At 53.5% G+C, this 21,307-nt stretch carries 20 protein-coding genes; 14 read left to right on the top strand and 6 right to left on the bottom strand.

The window, feature by feature from the left end; genetic code table 11:
* Nucleotides 1-12: 12 nt before the first annotated feature.
* A complete protein-coding gene (locus Q0796_RS16475; RefSeq protein WP_298445125.1) occupies nucleotides 13-792 on the bottom strand; it encodes a VacJ family lipoprotein in 780 nt (259 codons plus the stop codon).
* A 151-nt stretch (nucleotides 793-943) separates the two neighbouring features.
* Here Q0796_RS16475 and Q0796_RS16470 point away from each other — a divergent pair, with 151 nt between their 5' ends.
* Nucleotides 944-1,987 carry a hypothetical protein gene (locus tag Q0796_RS16470; protein WP_298445123.1) on the top strand — a complete coding sequence of 348 codons (1,044 nt, stop codon included), beginning with the start codon at nucleotides 944-946 and terminating at the stop codon, nucleotides 1,985-1,987.
* Nucleotides 1,977-2,312, top strand: coding sequence for an EscU/YscU/HrcU family type III secretion system export apparatus switch protein (locus Q0796_RS16465; RefSeq protein WP_298445120.1), 336 nt, complete (start codon nucleotides 1,977-1,979; stop codon nucleotides 2,310-2,312). The genes Q0796_RS16470 and Q0796_RS16465 overlap by 11 nt, the downstream gene beginning before the upstream one ends.
* A gap of 32 nt (nucleotides 2,313-2,344) precedes the next feature.
* Here Q0796_RS16465 and Q0796_RS16460 read toward each other — a convergent pair whose 3' ends face one another.
* Nucleotides 2,345-2,734 (bottom strand): GFA family protein, encoded by a 390-nt coding sequence (locus Q0796_RS16460; protein WP_298445118.1) that lies wholly within the window; start codon nucleotides 2,732-2,734, stop codon nucleotides 2,345-2,347.
* A 212-nt stretch (nucleotides 2,735-2,946) separates the two neighbouring features.
* On the opposite strand from Q0796_RS16460, the gene Q0796_RS16455 reads away from it, so the two are divergent.
* A complete protein-coding gene (locus Q0796_RS16455; protein ID WP_298445115.1) occupies nucleotides 2,947-4,212 on the top strand; it encodes a diguanylate cyclase in 1,266 nt (421 codons plus the stop codon).
* 101 nt (nucleotides 4,213-4,313) lie between these two features.
* On the opposite strand, the gene Q0796_RS16450 is transcribed toward Q0796_RS16455, so the two are convergent.
* Complete coding sequence (locus tag Q0796_RS16450; RefSeq protein ID WP_298445113.1) at nucleotides 4,314-5,654, bottom strand: ammonia-forming cytochrome c nitrite reductase subunit c552; 1,341 nt, start codon at nucleotides 5,652-5,654, stop codon at nucleotides 4,314-4,316.
* A 186-nt stretch (nucleotides 5,655-5,840) separates the two neighbouring features.
* Between Q0796_RS16450 and Q0796_RS16445 the strand changes: the two genes are divergently transcribed.
* Entirely contained in the window at nucleotides 5,841-7,115 is a 1,275-nt protein-coding gene (locus Q0796_RS16445; protein ID WP_298445110.1) for a DEAD/DEAH box helicase, read from the top strand.
* A gap of 192 nt (nucleotides 7,116-7,307) precedes the next feature.
* Complete coding sequence (locus Q0796_RS16440) at nucleotides 7,308-7,520, top strand: hypothetical protein (RefSeq protein ID WP_298445108.1); 213 nt, start codon at nucleotides 7,308-7,310, stop codon at nucleotides 7,518-7,520.
* 61 nt (nucleotides 7,521-7,581) lie between these two features.
* Here Q0796_RS16440 and Q0796_RS16435 read toward each other — a convergent pair whose 3' ends face one another.
* Nucleotides 7,582-9,204, bottom strand: a complete 1,623-nt coding sequence (locus tag Q0796_RS16435) for a methyl-accepting chemotaxis protein (protein ID WP_298445106.1) — start codon at nucleotides 9,202-9,204, stop codon at nucleotides 7,582-7,584.
* 281 nt (nucleotides 9,205-9,485) lie between these two features.
* On the opposite strand from Q0796_RS16435, the gene Q0796_RS16430 reads away from it, so the two are divergent.
* The 7 genes from Q0796_RS16430 (at nucleotide 9,486) to serA (ending at nucleotide 17,081) form a co-directional block, all read left to right on the top strand.
* A complete protein-coding gene (locus tag Q0796_RS16430) occupies nucleotides 9,486-9,926 on the top strand; it encodes an Hsp20 family protein (RefSeq protein WP_298445104.1) in 441 nt (146 codons plus the stop codon).
* Between the two features lie 161 nt (nucleotides 9,927-10,087).
* Complete coding sequence (locus Q0796_RS16425) at nucleotides 10,088-12,196, top strand: molybdopterin-dependent oxidoreductase (RefSeq protein WP_298445102.1); 2,109 nt, start codon at nucleotides 10,088-10,090, stop codon at nucleotides 12,194-12,196.
* Nucleotides 12,197-12,293: 97 nt separating this feature from the next.
* Entirely contained in the window at nucleotides 12,294-12,950 is a 657-nt protein-coding gene (gene rpiA, locus Q0796_RS16420) for a ribose-5-phosphate isomerase RpiA (protein ID WP_298445100.1), read from the top strand.
* 81 nt (nucleotides 12,951-13,031) lie between these two features.
* Nucleotides 13,032-13,562: a glutathione peroxidase gene (locus tag Q0796_RS16415; RefSeq protein ID WP_298445098.1), complete on the top strand. Its 531-nt coding sequence runs from the start codon at nucleotides 13,032-13,034 to the stop codon at nucleotides 13,560-13,562.
* A 134-nt stretch (nucleotides 13,563-13,696) separates the two neighbouring features.
* Nucleotides 13,697-15,133, top strand: coding sequence for a coniferyl aldehyde dehydrogenase (locus tag Q0796_RS16410; protein WP_298445096.1), 1,437 nt, complete (start codon nucleotides 13,697-13,699; stop codon nucleotides 15,131-15,133).
* Nucleotides 15,130-15,744, top strand: coding sequence for a TetR/AcrR family transcriptional regulator (locus Q0796_RS16405; protein WP_298445094.1), 615 nt, complete (start codon nucleotides 15,130-15,132; stop codon nucleotides 15,742-15,744). Before Q0796_RS16410 ends, Q0796_RS16405 begins: the two co-directional genes overlap by 4 nt.
* Nucleotides 15,745-15,851: 107 nt before the next feature.
* Nucleotides 15,852-17,081, top strand: a complete 1,230-nt coding sequence (gene serA / locus Q0796_RS16400; RefSeq protein WP_298445092.1) for a phosphoglycerate dehydrogenase — start codon at nucleotides 15,852-15,854, stop codon at nucleotides 17,079-17,081.
* A gap of 64 nt (nucleotides 17,082-17,145) precedes the next feature.
* Here serA and ompW read toward each other — a convergent pair whose 3' ends face one another.
* On the bottom strand, nucleotides 17,146-17,769 hold the full coding sequence (ompW, locus tag Q0796_RS16395) for an outer membrane protein OmpW (RefSeq protein WP_298445090.1): 624 nt from the start codon (nucleotides 17,767-17,769) through the stop codon (nucleotides 17,146-17,148).
* 247 nt (nucleotides 17,770-18,016) lie between these two features.
* On the opposite strand from ompW, the gene Q0796_RS16390 reads away from it, so the two are divergent.
* Entirely contained in the window at nucleotides 18,017-18,910 is an 894-nt protein-coding gene (locus tag Q0796_RS16390) for an aldo/keto reductase family oxidoreductase (RefSeq protein WP_298445089.1), read from the top strand.
* Nucleotides 18,911-19,157: 247 nt separating this feature from the next.
* On the opposite strand, the gene Q0796_RS16385 is transcribed toward Q0796_RS16390, so the two are convergent.
* Nucleotides 19,158-20,126, bottom strand: a complete 969-nt coding sequence (locus Q0796_RS16385; RefSeq protein ID WP_298445088.1) for an integron integrase — start codon at nucleotides 20,124-20,126, stop codon at nucleotides 19,158-19,160.
* 244 nt (nucleotides 20,127-20,370) lie between these two features.
* Here Q0796_RS16385 and Q0796_RS16380 point away from each other — a divergent pair, with 244 nt between their 5' ends.
* Nucleotides 20,371-21,147, top strand: a complete 777-nt coding sequence (locus Q0796_RS16380; protein WP_298445086.1) for a nucleotidyltransferase domain-containing protein — start codon at nucleotides 20,371-20,373, stop codon at nucleotides 21,145-21,147.
* Nucleotides 21,148-21,307 lie beyond the last annotated feature (160 nt).

Here is a 21,307-nt window from a genome sequence, read left to right as displayed (position 1 = left end):
TATTTATCACTATTATTGGTCGATCTCGTCTAGATATTCGTCTAACCACTCTTCATCCTCAGGCTCGGGTTGCGGCGGCTGACCATCGTACAAATCGTACTCTAATAATTGGAAATATGCTTCTTTTGCAAATACATAGGGATCAAGGGCGTTATCAAGCAGCGCTTCTTGTTCCCTCAAGTTGGCGCGTGAATTTAAGCCATCCACCGCCCAGCGGCCAAAGTTCTGCCACGGATTGAGCAAAGTATAGGGGAAATAGAGGCGGTCAACGTAATCACCGGCTTCGTCGCGCACCGTGGTAGGGCCAAGGATCGGCAGCATCAAATAGGGGCCATTAGGCACGCCCACTTGGTGCAGCACCTCGCCAAACTCCTCGTGGTGGTGGCTTGGTAAGCCCATCTCGCCTGCTACGTCAAACAGGCCAAAAATGCCAACGGTGGTGTTAATGGTAAAGCGCAGCACTTCCAGCCCAGCGGTTTTAGGCTTCCACTGCAACAGGTGGTTAACCGCACTAAAAGGGGTATCGAGGTTATCAACAAAGCTGCCGACCGAGTTTTTTACCGGTTTGGGCACGTAATCGTCGTACAGGTGCACCGCAGGGCGAACCACCGGATCCAGCACTTGATAATTGAATTGCCACATCACGCGGTTAAAGGATTCGAACGGGTCACGCGGATCGCGTTCAGCTTCAATCTCTGGCTCAATGGTTACCTCGGCTGGCGTTTGCTCTTGGCCTACGCTTGGCAGCGCCACGGCTCCCAGCAACCACAATCCTAGAAATACTCTGCTCACCCAACATCCTCCTAAACTCCCTGCACCAGAGTGCCGATACAGGGTTACCACATTTTAGTTAATCGCCAATACAGCGCAGAAAAGTCGATAAGTTTAGCAATTGGCCGATGTAAAGGCTGTGTCTGCGTTAGAACAAATGTAAGCTTTTATTATGGAAATAACCCCAATTACCCTAGCGAACAGCGTTCAAGCCAGCAGCATCAAACTGACCTTGGCAAATTTACAGCTAAGTCACGGCCAGATGCAGCTGGGCAGTGGCTCGCAGCGCTTTCAGATCCCAGCCCAAGCGGGGCCATTTCTCGCCGCTGGAACCGGCCAGCTGGTGCCATTACAGCTGGGCGCTCAGCTGCCGTTGTCGGCTTTACCCGCCCCGCAGCAACAGTTGCTCAGCCAGCAATTAAACAACAACCAAAGTCTGTTAACTTTAACGGCGCAGGCCAATCAGCCGGTGCAATTGAATCTGGCTGGGCAAGCCATTGCCTTGGCCATCACCTTGCCTGCGGGGCAATGGCTGTTACAACGCGTTGGCCAGCAACTGAAACTGTATCGGGCGCAAGCACCCATTACGCTAACGCCGGTCAGTGCCGATCGCCCTGACGCCCCAACCACCAACGCCAAGGCACCGCTGACCGCCTTGCCGAGTTTGGCACAGCTGGCCGACATTAAGCTGCTGCCGCAGCTGCTGGGGCAGATTGGCCGCTTCCCTTTCGCCCCCGCGATGGAAGGCCCCCTTGGCACCCTAACTCGCCATTGGTTGGCGCAGTTTGATCCCCACAGCAGTCTGACGGAGCTGGTAAAGGGCCTGCATCAATATCAGCAACAGAGCCAAGCCGAGCCGGATCGCGCCGTGCTGTTTTTGGCGTTGCCCTACGAACAGCAGCAACAACAACGACAGCTGCAATTGAGCCTAAAACAGTACGCTGGGCAAGAGGGTGGCAGCAGCAACAATTGGCTGCTGCAGGTGCGGTTTGAATTGGAATTGGGGGTGCTGCAAGGCAACATCCGGTGGCAGGATGAACAGGCCTCGTTGGAGCTGTTGTGTTCCAGTGTGTCGTTAACCCACGCCGCTGATGAGCACTTAGCCGAGTTACGCCAGCGCCTGCACCACAGCGGGATCCCCCTTAAAGAGCTGCACTGTCGCCGTGCCGAAATCAGCGCCGATCTGCGCCACCAGGAGAGCCACTATGGCCGCTAATCACCCAACGGATCAGCCTCAGGATCCGGCCACCACTAAGCAAGCGGTGGCGCTGCAATACGATGGCCACAATGCCCCCACCATCACCGCCAGCGGCGATGGCATGGTGGCGGCTCAAATTGAGCAGTTAGCGCAAGAAAGTGGCGTGCTGGTGCACCACAATCCGCAACTGGCGCAACTGCTGGCCAAGCTTGAACTGGGCCAACAGATCCCGCCGCAGCTGTACCACATCATTGCCGAGCTTATCGCTTACGCCTATCTGATAGACGGTCGCTTCCCTAAGCAGTGGCAGCAGCTGCACGACAAGATAGACACTCAGGCCTAGCGCCAAGCCACACTAGGCTCGCGCGGCATTGGCTAATCGTAGTGCTGCTCAATGCCGGTTAAGTGCAACCAGGGCTGCTGCCGAGCTTCATACACCGAGATCGACGGTGCCAACGCCCGATTGGTGATGGCACCAAGCGGCACCATCATCGCCCCAGCCAACGCGCTGTTGCTGAAATACACCGTGGCGCCACACTGCGGGCAAAACCCAAAGGCCAACTGCGCCCCAGACTCCGCCTGCCGTTGATAACAACGGGCCTCGCCGCGGATCACCACATCGGCCTGATGCAACCGCACTTGGCTTGCAAAGGCACTGCCACTGCGGCGTTGGCAATCCTCGCAATGACACACCGACACCCGCAGCGGTTCGCTGCTGCAACTCAGCTGTAATTGGCCACAACTGCACTGGGCTTGTACGCTCATGGGATCACCTCGCGCGGGGGCTGTTTGCTCCAACTCATCACCTCACATCCTTAGTTATGGTCAATAACGTCTGCGCTGATCACGGGAAGACGCCAGCGAGTGCGCCGTAATCCCAGCGTTCAAGCGAGTTACATTCGTAACAATTACTTAAGTATGACAGTAATTTCTGTTACATCTAAGCCTAAGCAAAGTCACCGCCAATGGAGTAGTAGGTGCAAAAACGAGTACTGATCATCGAAGACAGCCGTACTGTCAGTAAAGTGATGCAACACTTGGTTAAAAATGAGCCGGAAATCGACGCCATTTTTTGTACCACCTTAGCGGAAGCCGAAGCGGTACTGGATAAGGTCGGCCCCCATTTATTTGCTGCCATTGTCGATCTGAATCTGCCCGATGCCCCTAATGGCGAAGCGGTAGAACTGACCCTGGCTCGCCAGCTGCCCACCATTGTGCTGACCGGCAGCTTCGACAACGAACGCCGTGAACGATTGCAAGCCCAAGGGATCGTGGATTACATCACCAAAGAGGGACGCCACTCGTACCAGCTGGCACTGAAGCTGATCCTGCGGTTGGATAAAAACACCCAGCAAACCGTATTAGTGGTGGACGATTCTGCCACCGTTCGCAGCATGATCACCACGCTACTGCAGCGCCACCTGTTTCATGTGGTGGAAGCCGCCAATGGGCGCCAAGCACTGCAGTGCCTAACCGAGCACCCACACATTCGGTTGGTGCTTACCGATTACCAGATGCCCGAACTCGACGGCTTTGCCTTAATTCAGCACCTGCGGCGCCAGCACGATTACGACGATCTGTGCATCATCGGCCTCTCCAGCGCCAATGAAACCAGCCTATCGGCTAAATTCATCAAATTTGGCGCCAATGACTTTCTCCACAAACCGTTCTGCCACGAAGAGTTTTACTGCCGAGTAAACAGCAACATGGAGTCGATAGAGCGGATCCAATTGATGCGCGACAACGCCAACCAAGATGCCCTGACCGGCCTATACAATCGCCGTTACTTCTTTGAAACCGGCCCGAAGTTGATGCAGCAAAGCCGTGAACAAAAGCTGCCGTTGTCCGTGGCCGTGATCGACATCGATCACTTCAAGCTGATCAACGACACCCACGGCCACCAAACCGGTGACATGGTGTTAAAAGGCTTAGCCCGTACCCTAAAACAAGGGATGAGCCGTTTCTTAATTGCCCGCGCCGGTGGCGAAGAGTTCTTTGTGGTGATGCCGGGGATCGATTCCGAACGCGCCCACCTGTTGCTGGATACCCTGCGCCAAGTGTTAGCAGACAAACCGATCAAAACCCCCGCGGGGCCGATTGTGGTGAAGTTCAGCGCAGGGGTAACCGACGAATGGGAGTTCAGCCTTGATCAGCAACTGCAGCGGGCTGATGAGTTCCTTTATCAAGCCAAAAGCAGTGGCCGCGATCAGGTCATCAGCGACCGCAGTGGCCACACATCCTAGCGATTCGGCGCAGCAACCGTTGTTCACGGCCTAAACAAAACCCCTAGTGGCGGCTGCCACTAGGGGTTTCTTATTGTGCGTCAAGCAGCGCTTAGGCGCCGTTACTCCCAGCCAGGCCACTTGCCTTTCACTTGCTCATCAAGGAAACGCTGCTTTTGCTGTTGCAACGCGGCCTCATCCAGCCCCATCGCCTGCTGCGCGGCCAGCTTGTTGCTGATGTCGGGGTAGCTCACCTCAATCTCTGGGTTTTGCGACAGCATCACCGCTAAGGTGGCACGGGCTTGCTGCGCTTGACGCTTCGCCGTGGCCAGCAGCGCCAACCCTTCGCTTGGGTTGTGGGCATGCACCCCGTGGGAAGACACCGCAAAATCCCAGCGCCACTGCGCGTGACGGATGTCCATCAAGGCGGGGCTGAGGCTGGTTTGATTCACACCACCACGCCATAGGGCACCGGCTTCTGCGTGCGCTTTCACCAACAGTTTTTCCACTTCGGTACGGGCGTCGTCGATCTGTTGCTTGCGTTTGCTCAGCTTCGCTTGCAGCGACTTCTTACTGGCGTGGCAACTGGCGCAGGTGCTGTCAAAGTTATCCATCACTTTGCCAGTGTTGTGGCTGTGGTATTCCCGCCCCTCGTCATCCACCTGGGTTGGCATGTGACAGCTCACGCAGGTTACGTCCATCTTGGCGTGTTCGCTGCGGCTCCAGTGCTCATATTCTGGGTGGCGCGCTTTCACCATTGGCGCCCCAGAAAGTGGGTGGATCCAATCGTAAAAACGGCGAGTGTCGTAGTACTTTTCAATGGCATCGGCGTCGTTACCGAAGATCCACGGAATGTTCACTCGATTGTCTTGTTCGGGCTGGAAGTAGTAAGTGACGTGACACTGCCCACAGGTTTGCGCCCCTTGCCAGGCGGGCGACATGGTGTCGAAATCTTGCTGCACCTTCGCCATCGCCTTTTGGGCAAACGGGCGCGCCAATTTCAGCGCTTTGCGATCGGGGCTGTGGCAATCATCACACCCCACCGACACATCCATCCGATGACCAACCTCGCCAAAGGTTTTGCCACCAAAGCCGTTTTCGCCAAATTCCGCCATCATCGCCGGTGCCGCAGGGCCTTTACAGCTCCAGCAACTGGCTGACTTTTCGCCATCGCCGGTACGCAGCACGTTGGTGACGTCTTTAATGGCAAACTGGTGACCCCGGGGGGTGCTGAACTGCTTGTCGTAGCCCGAGCCCGACCACAGCACAATCAGTTGCGGTCGCGCTGCCAGCATATCGCTGCGTTCATCGTTGTTGCTGGTGGACTGCCAACTGATGGTCGGTTGGGTGTCTGCCGGTTGGGTTAAATCAGCCGACGGCACAGACTCTGCCGGGCTACAGCCACTCAGCAATGCCAAAAACGCGATGGGGAACAAAGATTTCATTAGGCTAAAAAGATTCATTTTATATGTTCCTTATCTTCGCACGAGCACAAGGCTTACAGCGAGCATAGCGTAACCACAGTGTGAGCTTGGCAACAGATCCGCTCGCCAAATCCGCGCAACACAACAGCCGCCGCAACCGTCTTACCCCAAAGTCATTTATCCTGTATGATACGCCACCCCGTTTTTTAGGCTTTCTATCCGCTTATGAGTTTTGCATCACAAGGTTTTTGCCCCGAAATTGTCCGCGCTGTTGCCGAATGCGGCTACCAAAAAATGACACCGGTACAACGCCGAGCGATCCCTGCTGCGCGCAAAGGTCGTGACATTCTGGCGAACGCGCAAACCGGCACCGGTAAAACCGCCGCCTTCGCGCTGCCCATTTTGCAGCAACTCGCGGATAGCCCCAAAGCCACGCGTAAGTACAACTGCCGCGCCTTGGTTTTGGCGCCAACCCGCGAATTGGCGGCGCAGATCGGCGCCAACGCGGCGGCGTACGCTAAGTATCTGGATCTGTCCATCGCCACCATTTATGGCGGCGTTAAGATGGCCAGCCAAACCAAAGCGTTGCAGCAAGGGGTTGATCTGTTGATCGCCACCCCTGGCCGTTTGTTAGAACACATTTCCGAAGGCAACATCGCCATGGGCAGTGTCGAGCACGTGGTGCTGGATGAAGCCGATCGCATGCTCGACATGGGCTTTGCGGGCGAACTGAAGCGCCTGTTCAGCTTGGTGCCAGCCAAACGCCAAACCATGCTGTTCTCGGCCACCTACCCGCCGGCGATGAAGCAGCTGTGCAAACAAAGTCTATCCAATCCCGTTGAAGTGGCCGTCGCCGAGCATAACTCCACCGCCGAAACCGTTTCGCACGTGCTCTACCCGGTCGAAGACAACCGTAAGCTCGAGCTGCTGTCTGAACTGATTGGCCGCAAGAACTGGCGTCAGGTAATGGTGTTCTGTAACTACAAAGAGACCGCCGATAACGTAGTGAAAGAACTTAACTTGAACGGTTTACCAACGGTGGTGTGCCACGGCGACAAGAGCCAAAGTGGCCGTCGCCGCGCCTTGGCCGAATTTAAAGAGGGCAAAGCCCGCATCTTAGTGGCCACCGACGTGGCCGCCCGTGGCCTCGACATCATTGGCCTGCCTTACGTGGTGAACTTTGATGTGCCGTTCTTGGCGGAAGATTACGTTCACCGCATTGGCCGTACTGGCCGTGCTGGCCAACGTGGTCATGCGGTCTCGTTGGTGGGCCGTGACGAAGAGCTGTCGATCGCACAGATTGAACAGCTGATCGGCCAACACATCCACCGCATTACCCAAACCGGGTACGAGGTTGCCGATCGCAACAACTTGCTGCACGACGTGCGCAACAAGAAGCGCTACGTCAATAAAACCGGCCGCCGTAACAACGCCAGCGAAGATCGCAGCAACGCTCAATCTGCCGCCGAAAAAAGCCTGCGTGCCCGCAAAAAGCGCTAACCCGCGCCCTTAACGCCCCGCGCTCGCCTAAAGCCGATCCTTGTGATCGGCTTTTTTGTCGCAGAAGAAGCCCGATCTTAAATCAACTGGCAACATGCCTGCAGCGGCGCTTTTTCAGCGTAAGAACTGGCAAATAGCACGTTGCTGAACTAGACCGAAAGGGAGTCACTCGCGCTTAAATTGGGGGTCACCATGTCTACGCAACCGCTCTGCAAACAGTGTCAGCATCAAATCAGCGAACAGCCCAGCGCACCTCACGACCAGCTGCGTGAGTTTGCGAATCACGAAGCCAGTACCGTGGATGGGGGCTTCTCGGAACATGAGTACCACTGCGATGCCTGTGGCCATGAACTGCGCCACATCAATGGCATTATTATGGACGGCGGCTGGAGCGAAATGCCGTAAACCATGGCCATAAAAAAACGCGCCTAAGGCGCGTTTTTTTATGCCGAGTCAGCGCAAACTATCACAGGGTAAAGCTTTCGCTTTGCGCTAAGAAACTGTCGGCTTGCTGGCGTAAGCCACGGCTGGCGGCGGTTAAGTTTTCCAGCTCACGTTCCGAGCTTTCCACCAACAGTTGGATCTGCTGCAGGTTGCTCGATGCTTCATTCGACGCGCTGGATTGCTCTTCCGTTGCCCGTGCCACCAATTGGCCATTATCGCTTTGGCTCATCACGCTTTGGGCGATGTCGTTAAAGATCTGAGTGGCGTTAAGCACCAACTGCTGCCCTTGGGCGGTGCTGGCCACACAACGCTGCAAGACCGCTAAGGCTTCGCTGCTGTTGCCTTGCAAACGGGTGATCATCTGTGCAATTTCACCGGTGGCTAACTGGGTGCGAGAAGCCAACTCACGCACTTCCGATGCCACCACGGCAAAGCCACGGCCTTGTTCACCAGCACGGGCCGCTTCAATGGCGGCGTTCAATGCCAACAGGTTAGTTTGTTCTGAAATGGCGTTGATGGTGTCGATGATAGAGCCGATGTCCCCCACGTTGGTGTCCACCTGCGACATGCTGCGCTCACCCAGATGCAGCTGCTGCGCCAACTCTTCAATGGTATCGACGTTTTGCTGCTGATGCGCTAAGCCATCGTTGGTGCGGTTGCGGTTGAGCTCTTGTTCTTCCGCACTGGCGGCCGACATGTTCGCCACCTCGGTAATGGCGCTCGACATCTGCTCCATCGCGGCCGCCAAGTTATTCACTCGGTTCAGTTCGTCGCTGTTGTCTTCCACCGATTTTTCCACCAGCTGATCCAGCTGATTTGCTGCCGCCACCAAGGTTGCCGCGCCGCTGCGCTGTTCGCTCACCAAGTCAATCAGGGTTTGCTGGGTCACCAACAGCTGCCGCTCAACTTGGCTAAAGCGCGTGTTGCCCATCGGTTGGATCGGCTGGCTGAGGTTTTTGTCCACCACCTGCTGCAGGCCATCAATCAAGCGGCCAATGCGAAAATGCACCAAGCGGTTGGTGCTGCCGACTAAACCAAACATCAGCACACAACAGATCCCGCCAATCAGCGCCATCTCTGCCAGCATGGTCCAAAACACCGTGCTGGTTTCATCCAAATAACTGCCCACGGCAACCACTAAGCTGCTGCCCGTGACCGGCGCCAGTACCGTTATTTTTTCTCTCGATTCACGCTGCCCTGGCTTTTGGAAATGGTAAGTCACCGTCAGCATCTGTTGCTGCCGCGCCACCTTGGCGGCAACATCAACAAGGGTGCGGCCATCGTCCATGCGTATGGTGCCAATCCGGCTGCCCACTTTGCTCGGCTCAGGCGGGTTAACCACATAGTTGCCGTTGCTGCCATCCAGTACAAACACGTAATCGCTGCCGTGCTCGCCATAGAGGATCTTATTTAAGTTGGCTTGGATCCGCTCGGGCTGCTGTGCTTCGTTCGCCAACACTTGGGCGGCAAACTGCGCCTGCTGCTGCAAGCCGCGCTCAACCAATGAATTCATATCAGTACGAATGCTGTTCGAGAGCGTCAACCCGCTGATCCCACAAAAGAGCAAGATCAGGCCGAACCAGAAAAAAGTAATTTGATTTAAGGATATGCGCCCTAGAAGAGGCGTCTTAGAAGTATCTTCCATGGAAGTAGTACCAACCGTTTTTTATGCGAGGGTTCATGGTGGTGAGTATCGGCATTGAAACAAGATCCATAAGCTTTCTCCTAGTCCAACCCCGAAAAACGTGACCGTCATCACGGGATTTCATCTATTGGAAAGCTTTGATTTTTTTAGATATTTAAAAAAATCTACGTTTTTATCGCCCTGCCCCTTTAAATCCCAAGATGCCAGCCTCAAATAGTCTTTGTGGATGCTCAATGGAGGTCCATACCATTCACTCTGTTGCTCAATTGAGGACTCGAACTATGCGTACTTTTGATCTTTCCCCGCTGTACAAATCCGCCATTGGTTTTGATCGTTTTGCCCAAGTTATGGACGAAGCGATGCGTGCCGAACAAAACGGCTTCCCGCCATACAACATCGAACTGGTTAAAGAAGATCGCTACCGCATTACCATGGCCATTGCCGGTTTTGCTGAAGCGGATCTGGACATCGAAGTGGAAGGCGATACCCTCCGGGTTGAAGGCCGCCGCGATAAAGGCGAACAAGAGCGTAAATTCCTGCACCAAGGCATTGCCGAGCGCAACTTTAAGCGCCGCTTCCGCCTTGCGGATCACGTTAAAGTGATGGACGCACAGCTGGAAAATGGCCTGCTGAATATCGACCTAGTTCGCGAGCTGCCAGAAGCGATGAAACCACGGAAAATCACCATCGGTCAGCGTGTGGTTGACGCCCAAGTCAACTAACTGAAACGCACACCGATGCAGGGGCCCCCAAGGCCCCTTTTTTGGGTCCAACGCCCAGCCCGCCTGCGGTTCACACTGGGATTGCAATACTATTCAATTGCCGCGCCTGCGCCTTAGAGGCAACTTAAGCAGATCATTGCTTAAAGCTAAGGACAGTCTCTATGCCTACCACCCATTACCGCGCCTGCCATCTATGCGAAGCGATCTGTGGCCTCAAAATTGTGACCGAAGGCGAGCAGATCATTTCGATCACTGGCGACATGGACGATCCGTTGTCGAAAGGCCATATCTGCCCCAAAGGCGTTGCCTTAAAAGATCTGCATCGCGATCCCGATAGACTGAAAACCCCACTGCATAAAGTGGATGGCCAATGGCAGCCGATCAGCTGGGACGATGCCTACCAGCTGGTCGCCGAACAACTGCACCGCATCAGCACTCAACACGGCGCCGACGCCATTGGCTTCTACGCGGGCAACCCGAATGTGCACAACTATGGCCACCTAACCCACGGCCCTCATTTCAGCCGCCTGCTGAAAACCAAAAACCGCTTTAGCGCGACCTCGGTGGATCAGCTGCCACACCATTTGGTGTCGTATTGGATGTATGGCCACCAATTTTTGCTGCCGATTGCCGACCTCGATCACACCGACTTCTTATTGGTGTTGGGCGCGAACCCGATGGCCTCGAACGGCTCTTTAATGACCGCCCCAGACATTCGCAATCGCTTAAAGGCGATCCGCAATCGCGGTGGCGAGCTCGTGGTGATCGATCCGCGCCGCACCGAAACCGCCAAATTAGGCGAGCACCACTTTATTCGCCCCGGCACCGATGCCGCGCTGTTACTGGCGTTAATCAACCACCTGTTCAGCAGCAACCAAGTGTCGCTTAATCACTTAGGCAGCCTGTGCGATGATCTGGATGCCATCGCAACCGCCGTCAGCGCTTTTAGCCCAGAGTGGGCCAGCGCTTACTGCGGCATCAGCGCCGACGACATCATCAGTTTGGGCAACCGCTTAGCCACCGCCAACAGTGCTGCGGTGTATGGCCGCATGGGGGTCTCAACCCACGGGTTTGGCACCCTGTGTCAATGGGCGATTCAAGTTCTGAACCTTATTACCGGCAATCTGGATGCCCGTGGTGGCACCTTGTTAACCCACCCAGCAGTGAACCCTGCCGGGCCAACGGATCACGCCAAAGGCGGTTTTGGCCGCTGGCACAGCCGCGTGCGTCAACTGCCCGAATTTGCCAAAGAACTGCCCTGCTCAGCCATGCTGGAAGAGATCACCACCGCTGGTACCGGCCAGATCAAAGCGATGATCACCGTGGCCGGGAATCCGGTGCTGTCCACCCCCTCCGGCCACAAGCTGGATCACGCCTTAGGCCAGCTCGACTTTATGGTGAGTGTCGATCCCTACTTAAATGAAACCACCCGCCATGCGGATCTGATTCTGCCCCCCGCCAGCCCGTTGGCGCACAGCCATTACGACTTAGCCTTTGCCCGTTTAGCGGTACACAACAGCGCGAAGTTCAGCCCAGCCATTTTTGCCAAAGCGGAACAGGAACGCTTTGATCATCAGATCTTCAACGGCTTAGCATTGGCGCTGGCTAAGTTGCAGCAGGTTGAACTGAAGCCGCTGCCCGAGCCGGAAAAACTGCTGGCACACTGGCTCTCACAGGGGCCGTACAGCAAAGCCCGTGGCGACATACCTGCCATCAGTTTGGATACCCTAAAAGCCAACCTCAGCGGCATCGATTTAGGCCCACTGCGCCCCTCGTTAACCAAGCGCTTGTGCACCAGCGATGGCCGCATTCACACTTTCCCAGCCGCCATTGCCCCCGACATTGAACGACTAAAACAGGCGATGGACAGCGCCCCTAGTCGTGGGTTGTCGTTAATTGGTAAGCGCGACTTACGCAGCAACAATTCGTGGATGCACAACTTGCCTTATTTACTCAAAGGCAAACCGCGCTGCGTGCTATTGATGCACCCCGACGACATGACACAACGCCACATCAATGAGGGCCAACAGGTCACCGTTAGTAACGGGGTTGGCCAGATCAGCCTGCCGGCCTGCGCCAGCCGCGAGATGATGCCGCAGGTGGTGTGCATGCCCCACGGTTGGGGGCACACCTTCAGTGATACCCGCCAACAGGTGGCCAACGAACACCCCGGCGCCAACATGAACGCCCTGACCGACGTTAATGGTTTGGATCCGCTGTGCGGCAACGCCATCTTAAGCGGCATAGAGGTAGAGGTATCAATAACCTAGTCAGATGTGATTCGGATCTAGTTTGGCTCTAATCAAACCGCGACAGCATCGCAACGGCGCTCTATAATCGCCCCCATTAACCTATGGAGAACTTGTCATGTCGCAAGATGCACAGAAAAAAGCCGCCGGTTGGGCAGCCCTTGATTACGTTGAAAAAGACACCATCGTTGGGGTGGGTACCGGTTCAACCGTAAACCACTTTATTGATGCCTTGGGCAGCATGGCGGATCAAATTAAAGGGGCGGTATCCAGCTCTGAAGCCTCCACCGAGCGCTTAAAAGCGCTGGGCATTGAAGTGTTCGACATGAACAGCGTCAGCGAACTCAGCATCTACGTAGATGGTGCCGACGAAGTAAACCACGATATGGACATGATCAAAGGCGGCGGCGCTGCCCTAACCCGTGAAAAAATCGTGGCTTCCATCGCCAAGCAGTTCATATGCATTGCCGACGGCAGCAAGCTGGTAGAGGTGATGGGCACCTTCCCACTGCCCGTGGAAGTGATCCCAATGTCACGCGCCGCTGTAGCCCGTGAAATCGTTAAGCTGGGCGGCGATCCAATCTACCGCGAAGGCTGCATTACCGATAACGGCTGCCACATCTTAGATGTGCACGGCCTAAGCATCACCGATGCCAAAGCGCTAGAGCAGCAACTGAACAACGTGGTTGGTGTGGTAACCAACGGCTTGTTTGCTCGTCGCGGCGCTGACGTGCTGCTGCTGGGCGGCCCAGACGGCGTTAAAACCATTAAGTAACGTCTCTTTACGGCAACGTGTATGCTTAGTGCATGCCGTTGCCGTTGCTTTATCGCTTCGCCCTCTTACATAGGATCCCCCATGAAACGGATTTTGCCGCTGTTGGCACTGCTGATTGCAGGCCCCGCGCTAGCACAATGCCCAGCTTGGTTAGACGTAGAAAAACGCCAGTTGCACAGCAAAGACAAGGTCGATCTGTGTCAGCTTACCGCCGACAAACCGGTGCTGATTGTTAACACTGCCAGCCACTGTGGCTTCACTCCACAGTTTGAACAGCTGGAAGCCTTGCATAAACAATACGGCCCACAAGGGCTGGTGATCATTGGCTTCCCCTCCAATAACTTCTTCCAAGCGGCAGACGACGAAGAGGAAGCGGCCGAGGTGTGTTACAAAAACTACGGCGTGTCCTTCACGATGCTGACCGAAACCGAAGTGCGCGGCTCCGATGCCGATCCAATCTTCGTCGAGCTTGCTCGCCAAGGCGGATCGCCAAAGTGGAACTTCTACAAATACTTGGTGGATAAACAAGGCAACTTGGTGGATTACTGGTCGCCCAAAACCAGCCCCGATGACAGCGACATCACCAACGCCATCGAAGCCGCATTGCGATAACGGCCCACGGCTTTCATCAATCGATCCTTGCAGGGTCGATTTTTTTTGGCTAACTTTAGACCGACTAATCAGTCGGGCAAAGAATCAACGCTGTATTGTCCGTCCCATCAACAACGGACCGTTGAGGAGCCACCATGAACCTAGCCCTAGCCGATGCCGAACCGCAACAGGCGATCGATTCCATGCAGCAGCTGTTGTCCCTGCAACAGCAGCATTTCCGGGCCAATCCTTACCCAAGTGCGGCGCAACGAGATCAAGACTTAGCCAAATTGGCGGCGCTGCTGCAAAACCACAAACAGCAAATTATTACCGCGCTCTCAACGGATTTTGGCCAGCGCGCCGAATACGACACCCTGTTCAGCGACATTGTGCCTTGCCTGAACTTGATCCATTACAGCCGTAAAAAGCTCAAAAAATGGATGAAATCATCGCGCCGCAGCCCCGGCTTAATGTTGGCGCCCTCGAAGGTCGAGGTGCGTTATCAGCCGCTGGGGATCATTGGCATCATGGTGCCGTGGAACTTCCCAATGTACCTATCTTTAGGGCCGCTGATCACCGCCCTTGCCGCCGGTAACTGCGCCATGATCAAGATGTCGGAATTCACGCCCGCCACCAACAAGGTGCTGCGCGACATGCTGGCGCAGCAGTTCCCAGAACAGCAAGTGGCCATCATTGAAGGCAAAGCGGAAGCCTCGGCCGCCTTTAGTGCCCTGCCGTTTGATCATCTGCTGTTCACCGGTTCCACCACCGTGGGCAAGCACGTTATGCGTGCCGCCGCCGCCAACCTCACCCCAGTCACTCTAGAATTGGGCGGCAAATCCCCCACCGTGATCGCCCCGGATTTTGACGTTAGCGAAGCGGTCGCGCGCTTGATTTACGGCAAGTGCCTTAACGCTGGGCAAATTTGTACCGCACCGGATTACATCTTGTTGCCCCGCGCCAAAGTGGATGATTTTATCAGCGCCTATAAGGCCCACTTCAATCGATGCTTCCCGGATGGCTTAGCCAGCAAAGATCTGACCTCCGTTGTCAATGCTCGCCAATACCAGCGGTTAAGCGATACCCTGCAAGACGCCAGCGACAAGGGCGCCACCGTCCACACCGTGGTTGAACACCCACGCGATGACGCCAACCACCGCATGACCACCCACCTGCTAACCAACGTGAACGACGACATGACCGTCATGCAGGATGAGATCTTTGGGCCGCTGCTGCCATTGGTTCCCTACGACTGCATCGAAGAAGCCAAGCAGTACATCTTGGATAGACCACGGCCATTGGCGCTGTACCTAATGAGCTTTGACCCGACCTTACAACAACAGTTTTTAGAGCAAACCCACGCCGGCGGAGTGAGCTTAAACGACACCGTTGTGCACGTTGCCGCAGACGACGCCCCCTTTGGCGGCGTTGGCCCATCCGGCATGGGGCACTACCACGGCGTAGAAGGATTCAGAACCTTCAGCCACGCCAAAACCGTGCTGCACCGAGGCAAGATCAACTACACCAAATTGATGCACCCGCCTTACGGCAACTGGTTGCAACGCATGATGGTTAAAATGTTCGCCAAATGAGTTCGAGCCAGATCACCTCGAAGAAGCAGCTGCTGCTCGATACCGCCTTAACGCTGTTTGTTGAACAGGGCATTGAAGCCACCGCCACCGCGCAAATCGCCCGTTCGGCGGGGGTGGCAAATGGCACCCTATTCCACCATTTCAGCAGTAAATCGGTGTTGGTGAACGCGCTCTTTACCGAAGTAAAAACCGAGCTGGCGCAGCAGATGCGCGCCAGCATTGGCCAGCTGGATCAGCCCGCGCCGTTGCAGCAGCAAGCCCTGCAGATCTGGCGCAGCGGCTTAAACTGGGCCTTGACTCATCCACGGCAATTGCGGTTTTTACAGCAGATCCACTTTCACCCAACCGATGCACTGCGCCAACACACGGTTGATCAACTGTTCGCCTTCGTTGATTGCATCTTGCAACAGGGGCAGCAGCAAGAAGGCTTACCGCCCTTACCGCCAGAGCTGATCAATCGGCTGGCGCACGCGCAGTTTCTTACCTGTGCCGCGTGGTTAATCGAACAAGGCAGCAACCAGCCACACGCCCAGCATATTGACGCCAGCTTTGCCATGCTATGGCGTGCCTTGGGAGCCAGTTCGCCGCACATGGCGCCATCAATGGTGTGATTTACAACCGCTATCGGTCGCGCATTTACCGACCTAATGTGCACGGCTTTTCGATATGCTAAAACGCTTACCGCGTTAGCGTTACGTCATCAGGGAGTTGCCGTTACATGGATCATTATTCACTCAATAAAAATAAGATAAAAATCCTGCTGCTCGAGGGCGTACACCCACGAGCACTGGAAGTGTTCCATCAAGCCGGCTACCACAATATCGAACAACTGAGCGGCGCTATGTCGTCACAACAGTTGATTGAAAAAGTAAAAGACGTCCACTTTATCGGCATTCGATCTCGCACCCAACTCAGCCAAGACGTCATCGCTTCAGCCAGCAAACTGGCCGCCATTGGCTGTTTTTGCATCGGCACCAACCAAGTGGACCTGACCAGCGCCGAACTGCACGGCATTCCCGTATTCAACGCCCCGTTTTCCAACACCCGCTCGGTGGCAGAGCTGGTACTGGGGCAGATCTTGCTGCTGCTGCGCGGCATCCCAGAAAAAAACGCGCTGGCACACCGCGGGATCTGGCAAAAATCGGCCAGCAACAGCTACGAAGCACGAGGCAAGGTGTTGGGGATCATCGGCTATGGCCACATCGGTACCCAGCTTGGGGTGCTGGCCGAGGGCTTAGGCATGCAGGTGCGCTTTTACGACATCGAAAATAAACTGCCACTGGGCAACGCCAGCCAAGTGGCCAGCTTGTCAGAGCTGCTGGGGCAAGCGGATGTGATCTCACTGCATGTGCCAGAAACCCCAGCCACCAAAGAGATGATTGCCGCCAGCCAACTGCAACAGATGCGCCAAGGGGCGATTTTAATCAACGCCTCACGCGGTACCGTTGTGGCCATTGATGCCCTGTGCCAAGCGCTGCAAAGCAAGCACTTAGCTGGGGCGGCGGTGGATGTCTTTCCTACCGAACCCAAATCCAACCAAGATCCCTTTATCAGCCCGCTGTGCGAATTTGATAACGTGATCCTAACTCCCCATGTCGGGGGTTCAACCCAAGAGGCGCAAGAAAACATCGGCCTAGAGGTTGCCCAAAAGCTGGTGAAATACTCAGATAACGGCTCTACCCTATCGGCGGTTAATTTTCCGCAAGTATCGCTGCCAGGGCACGTGGGCAGTTCACGCTTGCTGCACATCCACCGCAATCAGCCAGGGGTGTTGAATCAGATAAACCAAGCCTTTGCCGCCAAAGGGATCAACATCAGTGGCCAGTATCTGCAAACCACCGCCGAGATCGGTTACGTTGTGATGGACGTAGACACCGAACACGCCGACGATGCGCTGGTTGAACTAAAGCAGATTGACGGCACCATTCGCGCCCGCGCCCTGCACTGAGCACTAAGCGACAAACGAAAACGGGGGCTCACATGAGCCCCCGTTTTTGCTTGGTGTTACCAACTTAAAATACGTACCCCACTGACACCATGTAAACCCAAGGGTCAATATCGGTATCAATGCTCAGATCGGTGCCGCCCAGCTTAAAATTAACGTCTGTGCCAATATCGGCGTACCACACCGACGCATTCAGCAGCCAATGTTGATTAAGCTGATAATCCACCCCAACCTGCGCCGCAAGCCCAAAGCTGGTATCCACATCCAGATCCGTTAAGGCGCCATCCAGATCGTTACTGAATTGTTCATCGAAGAACACGGTCATGTTGATCCCAGCACCAACGTATGGCCGTAGCTTGCCATCACCAAAATAATATTGCCCAACCAAGGTTGGCGGCAGGTGTTTTAGTTTGGCGATATCACCCACCCCCGGCAACGACACATTGTGGCTAAAGGGAGTCGCGGCTAACAGCTCTACCGCCCAATGGTCCGTCACCATATAAGTAACGTTCAAGCCCAGCTGTGTGTTGTCGTCTACCCCAAATTCACCAATGCCAACCACATCATCCGAACTGTCATTCGGGGCCACCATCGCAGCACCCGCTCGAACAATAATGTCGCCCGCATCGTGGGCAAAAGCCGGAACAGCCAATAGGGCAATTAGGGTGGCGGAAAGTAGGTTGTTTTTCATCTTATCACTCCTTTTGAACGGCGATGGCCGAAATCTCTTGCCGCAAAGGCTACCCTTGTGGCAGGGCGCAGTTCTTGATCCAGAACAAAATGTGACCAGAACACTACCCCTTAAGTAATAAAGTCGACCGTGATCACACTTTGCGCCCAACGAGCAATGCATACGTATGCCTAAGACCAGCCCATAGCAATTGCTAATTTGGCACTATATCCTTCGGCATCAAGCCGTTAGCGCAAAGGAGCTGTTCATGGAAAGACTGCCACTGCAGGGACTCGAACTGTCCCGCTACATCGCCGGTTATTGGCGCACATTGGATTGGAATAAAACCCCAACGGAGCTGCTGAGCTACCTTGAAGCACACCTAGATATGGGGATCACCAGTGTTGATCACGCCGACATCTACGGTGATTATCAATGTGAGCAAGCCTTTGGGGCGGCACTAAAGCGAAAACCGGCTTTGCGAGACGACATCGAGCTGATCAGCAAAACCGGGATCTGTCTGCCCGGCAACAAAGGCTATGATCTGCCTCACTACAACACCAGCGCCGGCCACATCGTTAAGCAGGTAGAACAATCACTGGCCAATTTCGGCACTGATCGCCTTGATCTGCTGCTGATCCATCGCCCTGATCCCTTAATGAACGCCGACGAAGTGGCGTATGCTTTTGAGCAACTCAAACAAGCCGGTAAAGTGCTGCACTTTGGTGTTTCCAATTTCAGCCCATCCCAGTTTGAACTGCTGCAGTCGCGGCTCAATGTGCCGCTGATCACCAATCAACTCGAGATCTCACCGCTGCAACTCAATCCGTTACACGATGGCACCTTAGATCACCTGCAAATGCAGAACATTGCCCCAATGGCCTGGTCTTGCCTTGGTGGTGGCCGTTTATTTAGCCCAGAAGATCCACAAGCTCGCCGGATTAGAGCAGAACTGCAAACCATTGCCAGTGAAGTCAACGTCAACAGCATCGATCAAGTACTTTACGCGTGGGTGCTGGCGCTACCAAGCAAACCACTGCCCATCTTAGGTACAGGAAAAATTGAGCGGATCCAAAGCGCGCTCGGTGCCTTCGACATCGAATTAACACGCGAGCAATGGTTCCGTATCTGGGTTGCCGCCACCGGTCACAACGTGCCTTAACCACCGCATGGAATTCCCGTTACCACAACAAAAAGCCGAGCAAACGCTCGGCTTTTTCATTCCAATTCGAACTCGGGTATATTTCTTACACAATTAAACTCTAACATCCTAAATCTATTAGATTTTATCTGTGTCAAAAATAGCCGATTGGATTTAGGGTGAAAACACTTAGGCGGAGCCATAGCGCGAATTTATTGCCGCCATGAAACCAACAGCAGCAATGGCTGTGTTCACAGTTAGCGAACACTTACCTAAGCAACGATGACAACGGGCTTAGTACCCCATCCGCCCCTTGCTCTAGCACATGAGTGTAGATCTGAGTAGTGCGTACATCACTGTGCCCAAGCTGACTTTGGATCGTGCGTATGTCGGCACCAGCTTGCAGCAGATGTGTGGCAAATGAATGCCGTAAACAGTGGCTCGTTACACGTTTACCAATACCAGCACTGGCAGCGGCTTTGAGCAACTGCTTTTGCAAAGCCGTGGCATGCACATGATGACGTCGTAATCCCCCACCGGCAGGATCTTGGCTTAGGCTCCGGCAGGGAAACAGAAACTGCCAACCCAGTTGCTTTGGTGCTTGTGGGTACTTTTTGGCCAAGCCAAAAGGCATTGATGCGCCAAGATAATTAGGCTGAATAATGTCTTGTTGATGCAGCCTACGAACCAATTCAATCTGCTGGCATAGAGCGGGCAATAGTTCTTTCGCTAACGTAGTTTGTCTATGTTTACCGCCTTTGCCATCCCAAACACGAAGTGCCAAAAAATCAAAATCGATATCATTTATCCGTAACCGCAATGCTTCTGACTTACGTAAACCAGAGCCATACATCAGCTGGGCAATCAGTAAGTGCGGTGGGATCAAGTAGCGAAATAACGATCGAATTTCATCTTTAGTAAGCACCACCGGTAAAGCCCGAGTGCGATTAGCATGATTAAAATTCAGTGTGGTAGAGAGTGGCGCAGCAATAATTTCTTTGTATAAAAATACTAACGCGTTAAGAGCAATTGCTTGTGTAGCAGCAGAAACGTTACGTTGATTGCTTAAATAACATAAAAACTGTTCAACCTCGGTCGCGCCCATTCCTTTAGGGTGACGTTTACCATGGAATAAAATAAATCTTTTAATCCAGTGTACGTAGGTCTTCACCGTAGCTAAACGATAACGACGTAGATGCATCTGTTCTGCGATCCACTCAAGATAAGGAGAAGCCATCAACACCACCAAAAGACTGTATGTAAACACAGTTAAGTGGTTTGGCATCTTGTTTACAAGCCAAGTCTTCCTATCACACCGGAATTCTGTTTTCCTAAAAGATAAATTACGTGTAAAGTATTGAAAAGTTTAACTTTAAAAAATTGTTAGTAAACTGCAACAGTGGACATAAGATGCCTACCAATGTTGTAAACAAAGTGCCAGTTGGCATCATAATAAGCTGTTAACTGCCAAGGAGTATTCAGTGCGTACTGAGATATTGGAAAATCTTAAAACTCTAGAAATTAAAGAGAACATTAAAATACTGTATGCATGTGAATCAGGCAGTCGAGCATGGGGGTTCCCATCAGCTGACAGTGACTATGATGTTCGTTTTGTATATGTTCGAAATAAGGATTGGTACCTTAGAGTTGATCATGAATATTGTAGAGATGTAGTTGAAAAACCTATTAATGACTTATTAGATATTAGTGGTTGGGACTTGAAAAAAGCACTTAAGCTTCTTAGAAAATCAAACCCAGCTTTAATTGAATGGTTCAATTCTCCAATTGTTTATCAGCAAAATGAAAAATTTACAGAGGCTTTTAAAGAGTTAATACCAATTCTCTATTCGCCGCGCTCTTGCTTTTACCACTACTCACATATGGCGAGTGGAAATTTTCGAGAATACCTTCAGGGTGAAACAGTAAGAATTAAGAAGTACTTCTATGTCCTTAGACCAATTCTAGCGATGCAATGGATCGAACAAGATCGTGGTGTTGTACCAATGGAATTTGAAGTGCTAGTAAATGAATTGGTGCATGATGAAACCCTAAAGTCTGCAATTCAGAAATTACTCGAAGATAAGCGTAAAGGTTTTGAAAGTGCATACCTTCCTCGAATTGATGTAATTAGTGACTTTATTAGCTCAGAGTTAGAAAGGTTTAAGGACAAAGCCCAAGAGCAACAAAAATCTGAAACAGATTTTAGTAAATTAAACCCATTCTTCATTGATGTTCTAAATGGCGAATATGGCAGTTAACAAGTTGCTTAAACGGACGAAAAACAGTTGGCTTTCGCTCGTTCCTCGCAAATTATAGCCAACTATTTTGCGCCGCTTAGCAAGGCGTTATATGTAAAGGAGAGTATGGTGGAGTTTTGGAGTGCATTTGGTGTTTTCTTTTTCTTTTTGATTATGGAAA

Origin of the sequence: uncultured Ferrimonas sp. (assembly GCF_947489035.1) — a bacterium.
Classification (GTDB): domain Bacteria; phylum Pseudomonadota; class Gammaproteobacteria; order Enterobacterales; family Shewanellaceae; genus Ferrimonas.
The sequence above is the reverse complement of the archived record's forward strand: the minus strand, read 5'-3'. Positions and strand labels throughout refer to the sequence as shown.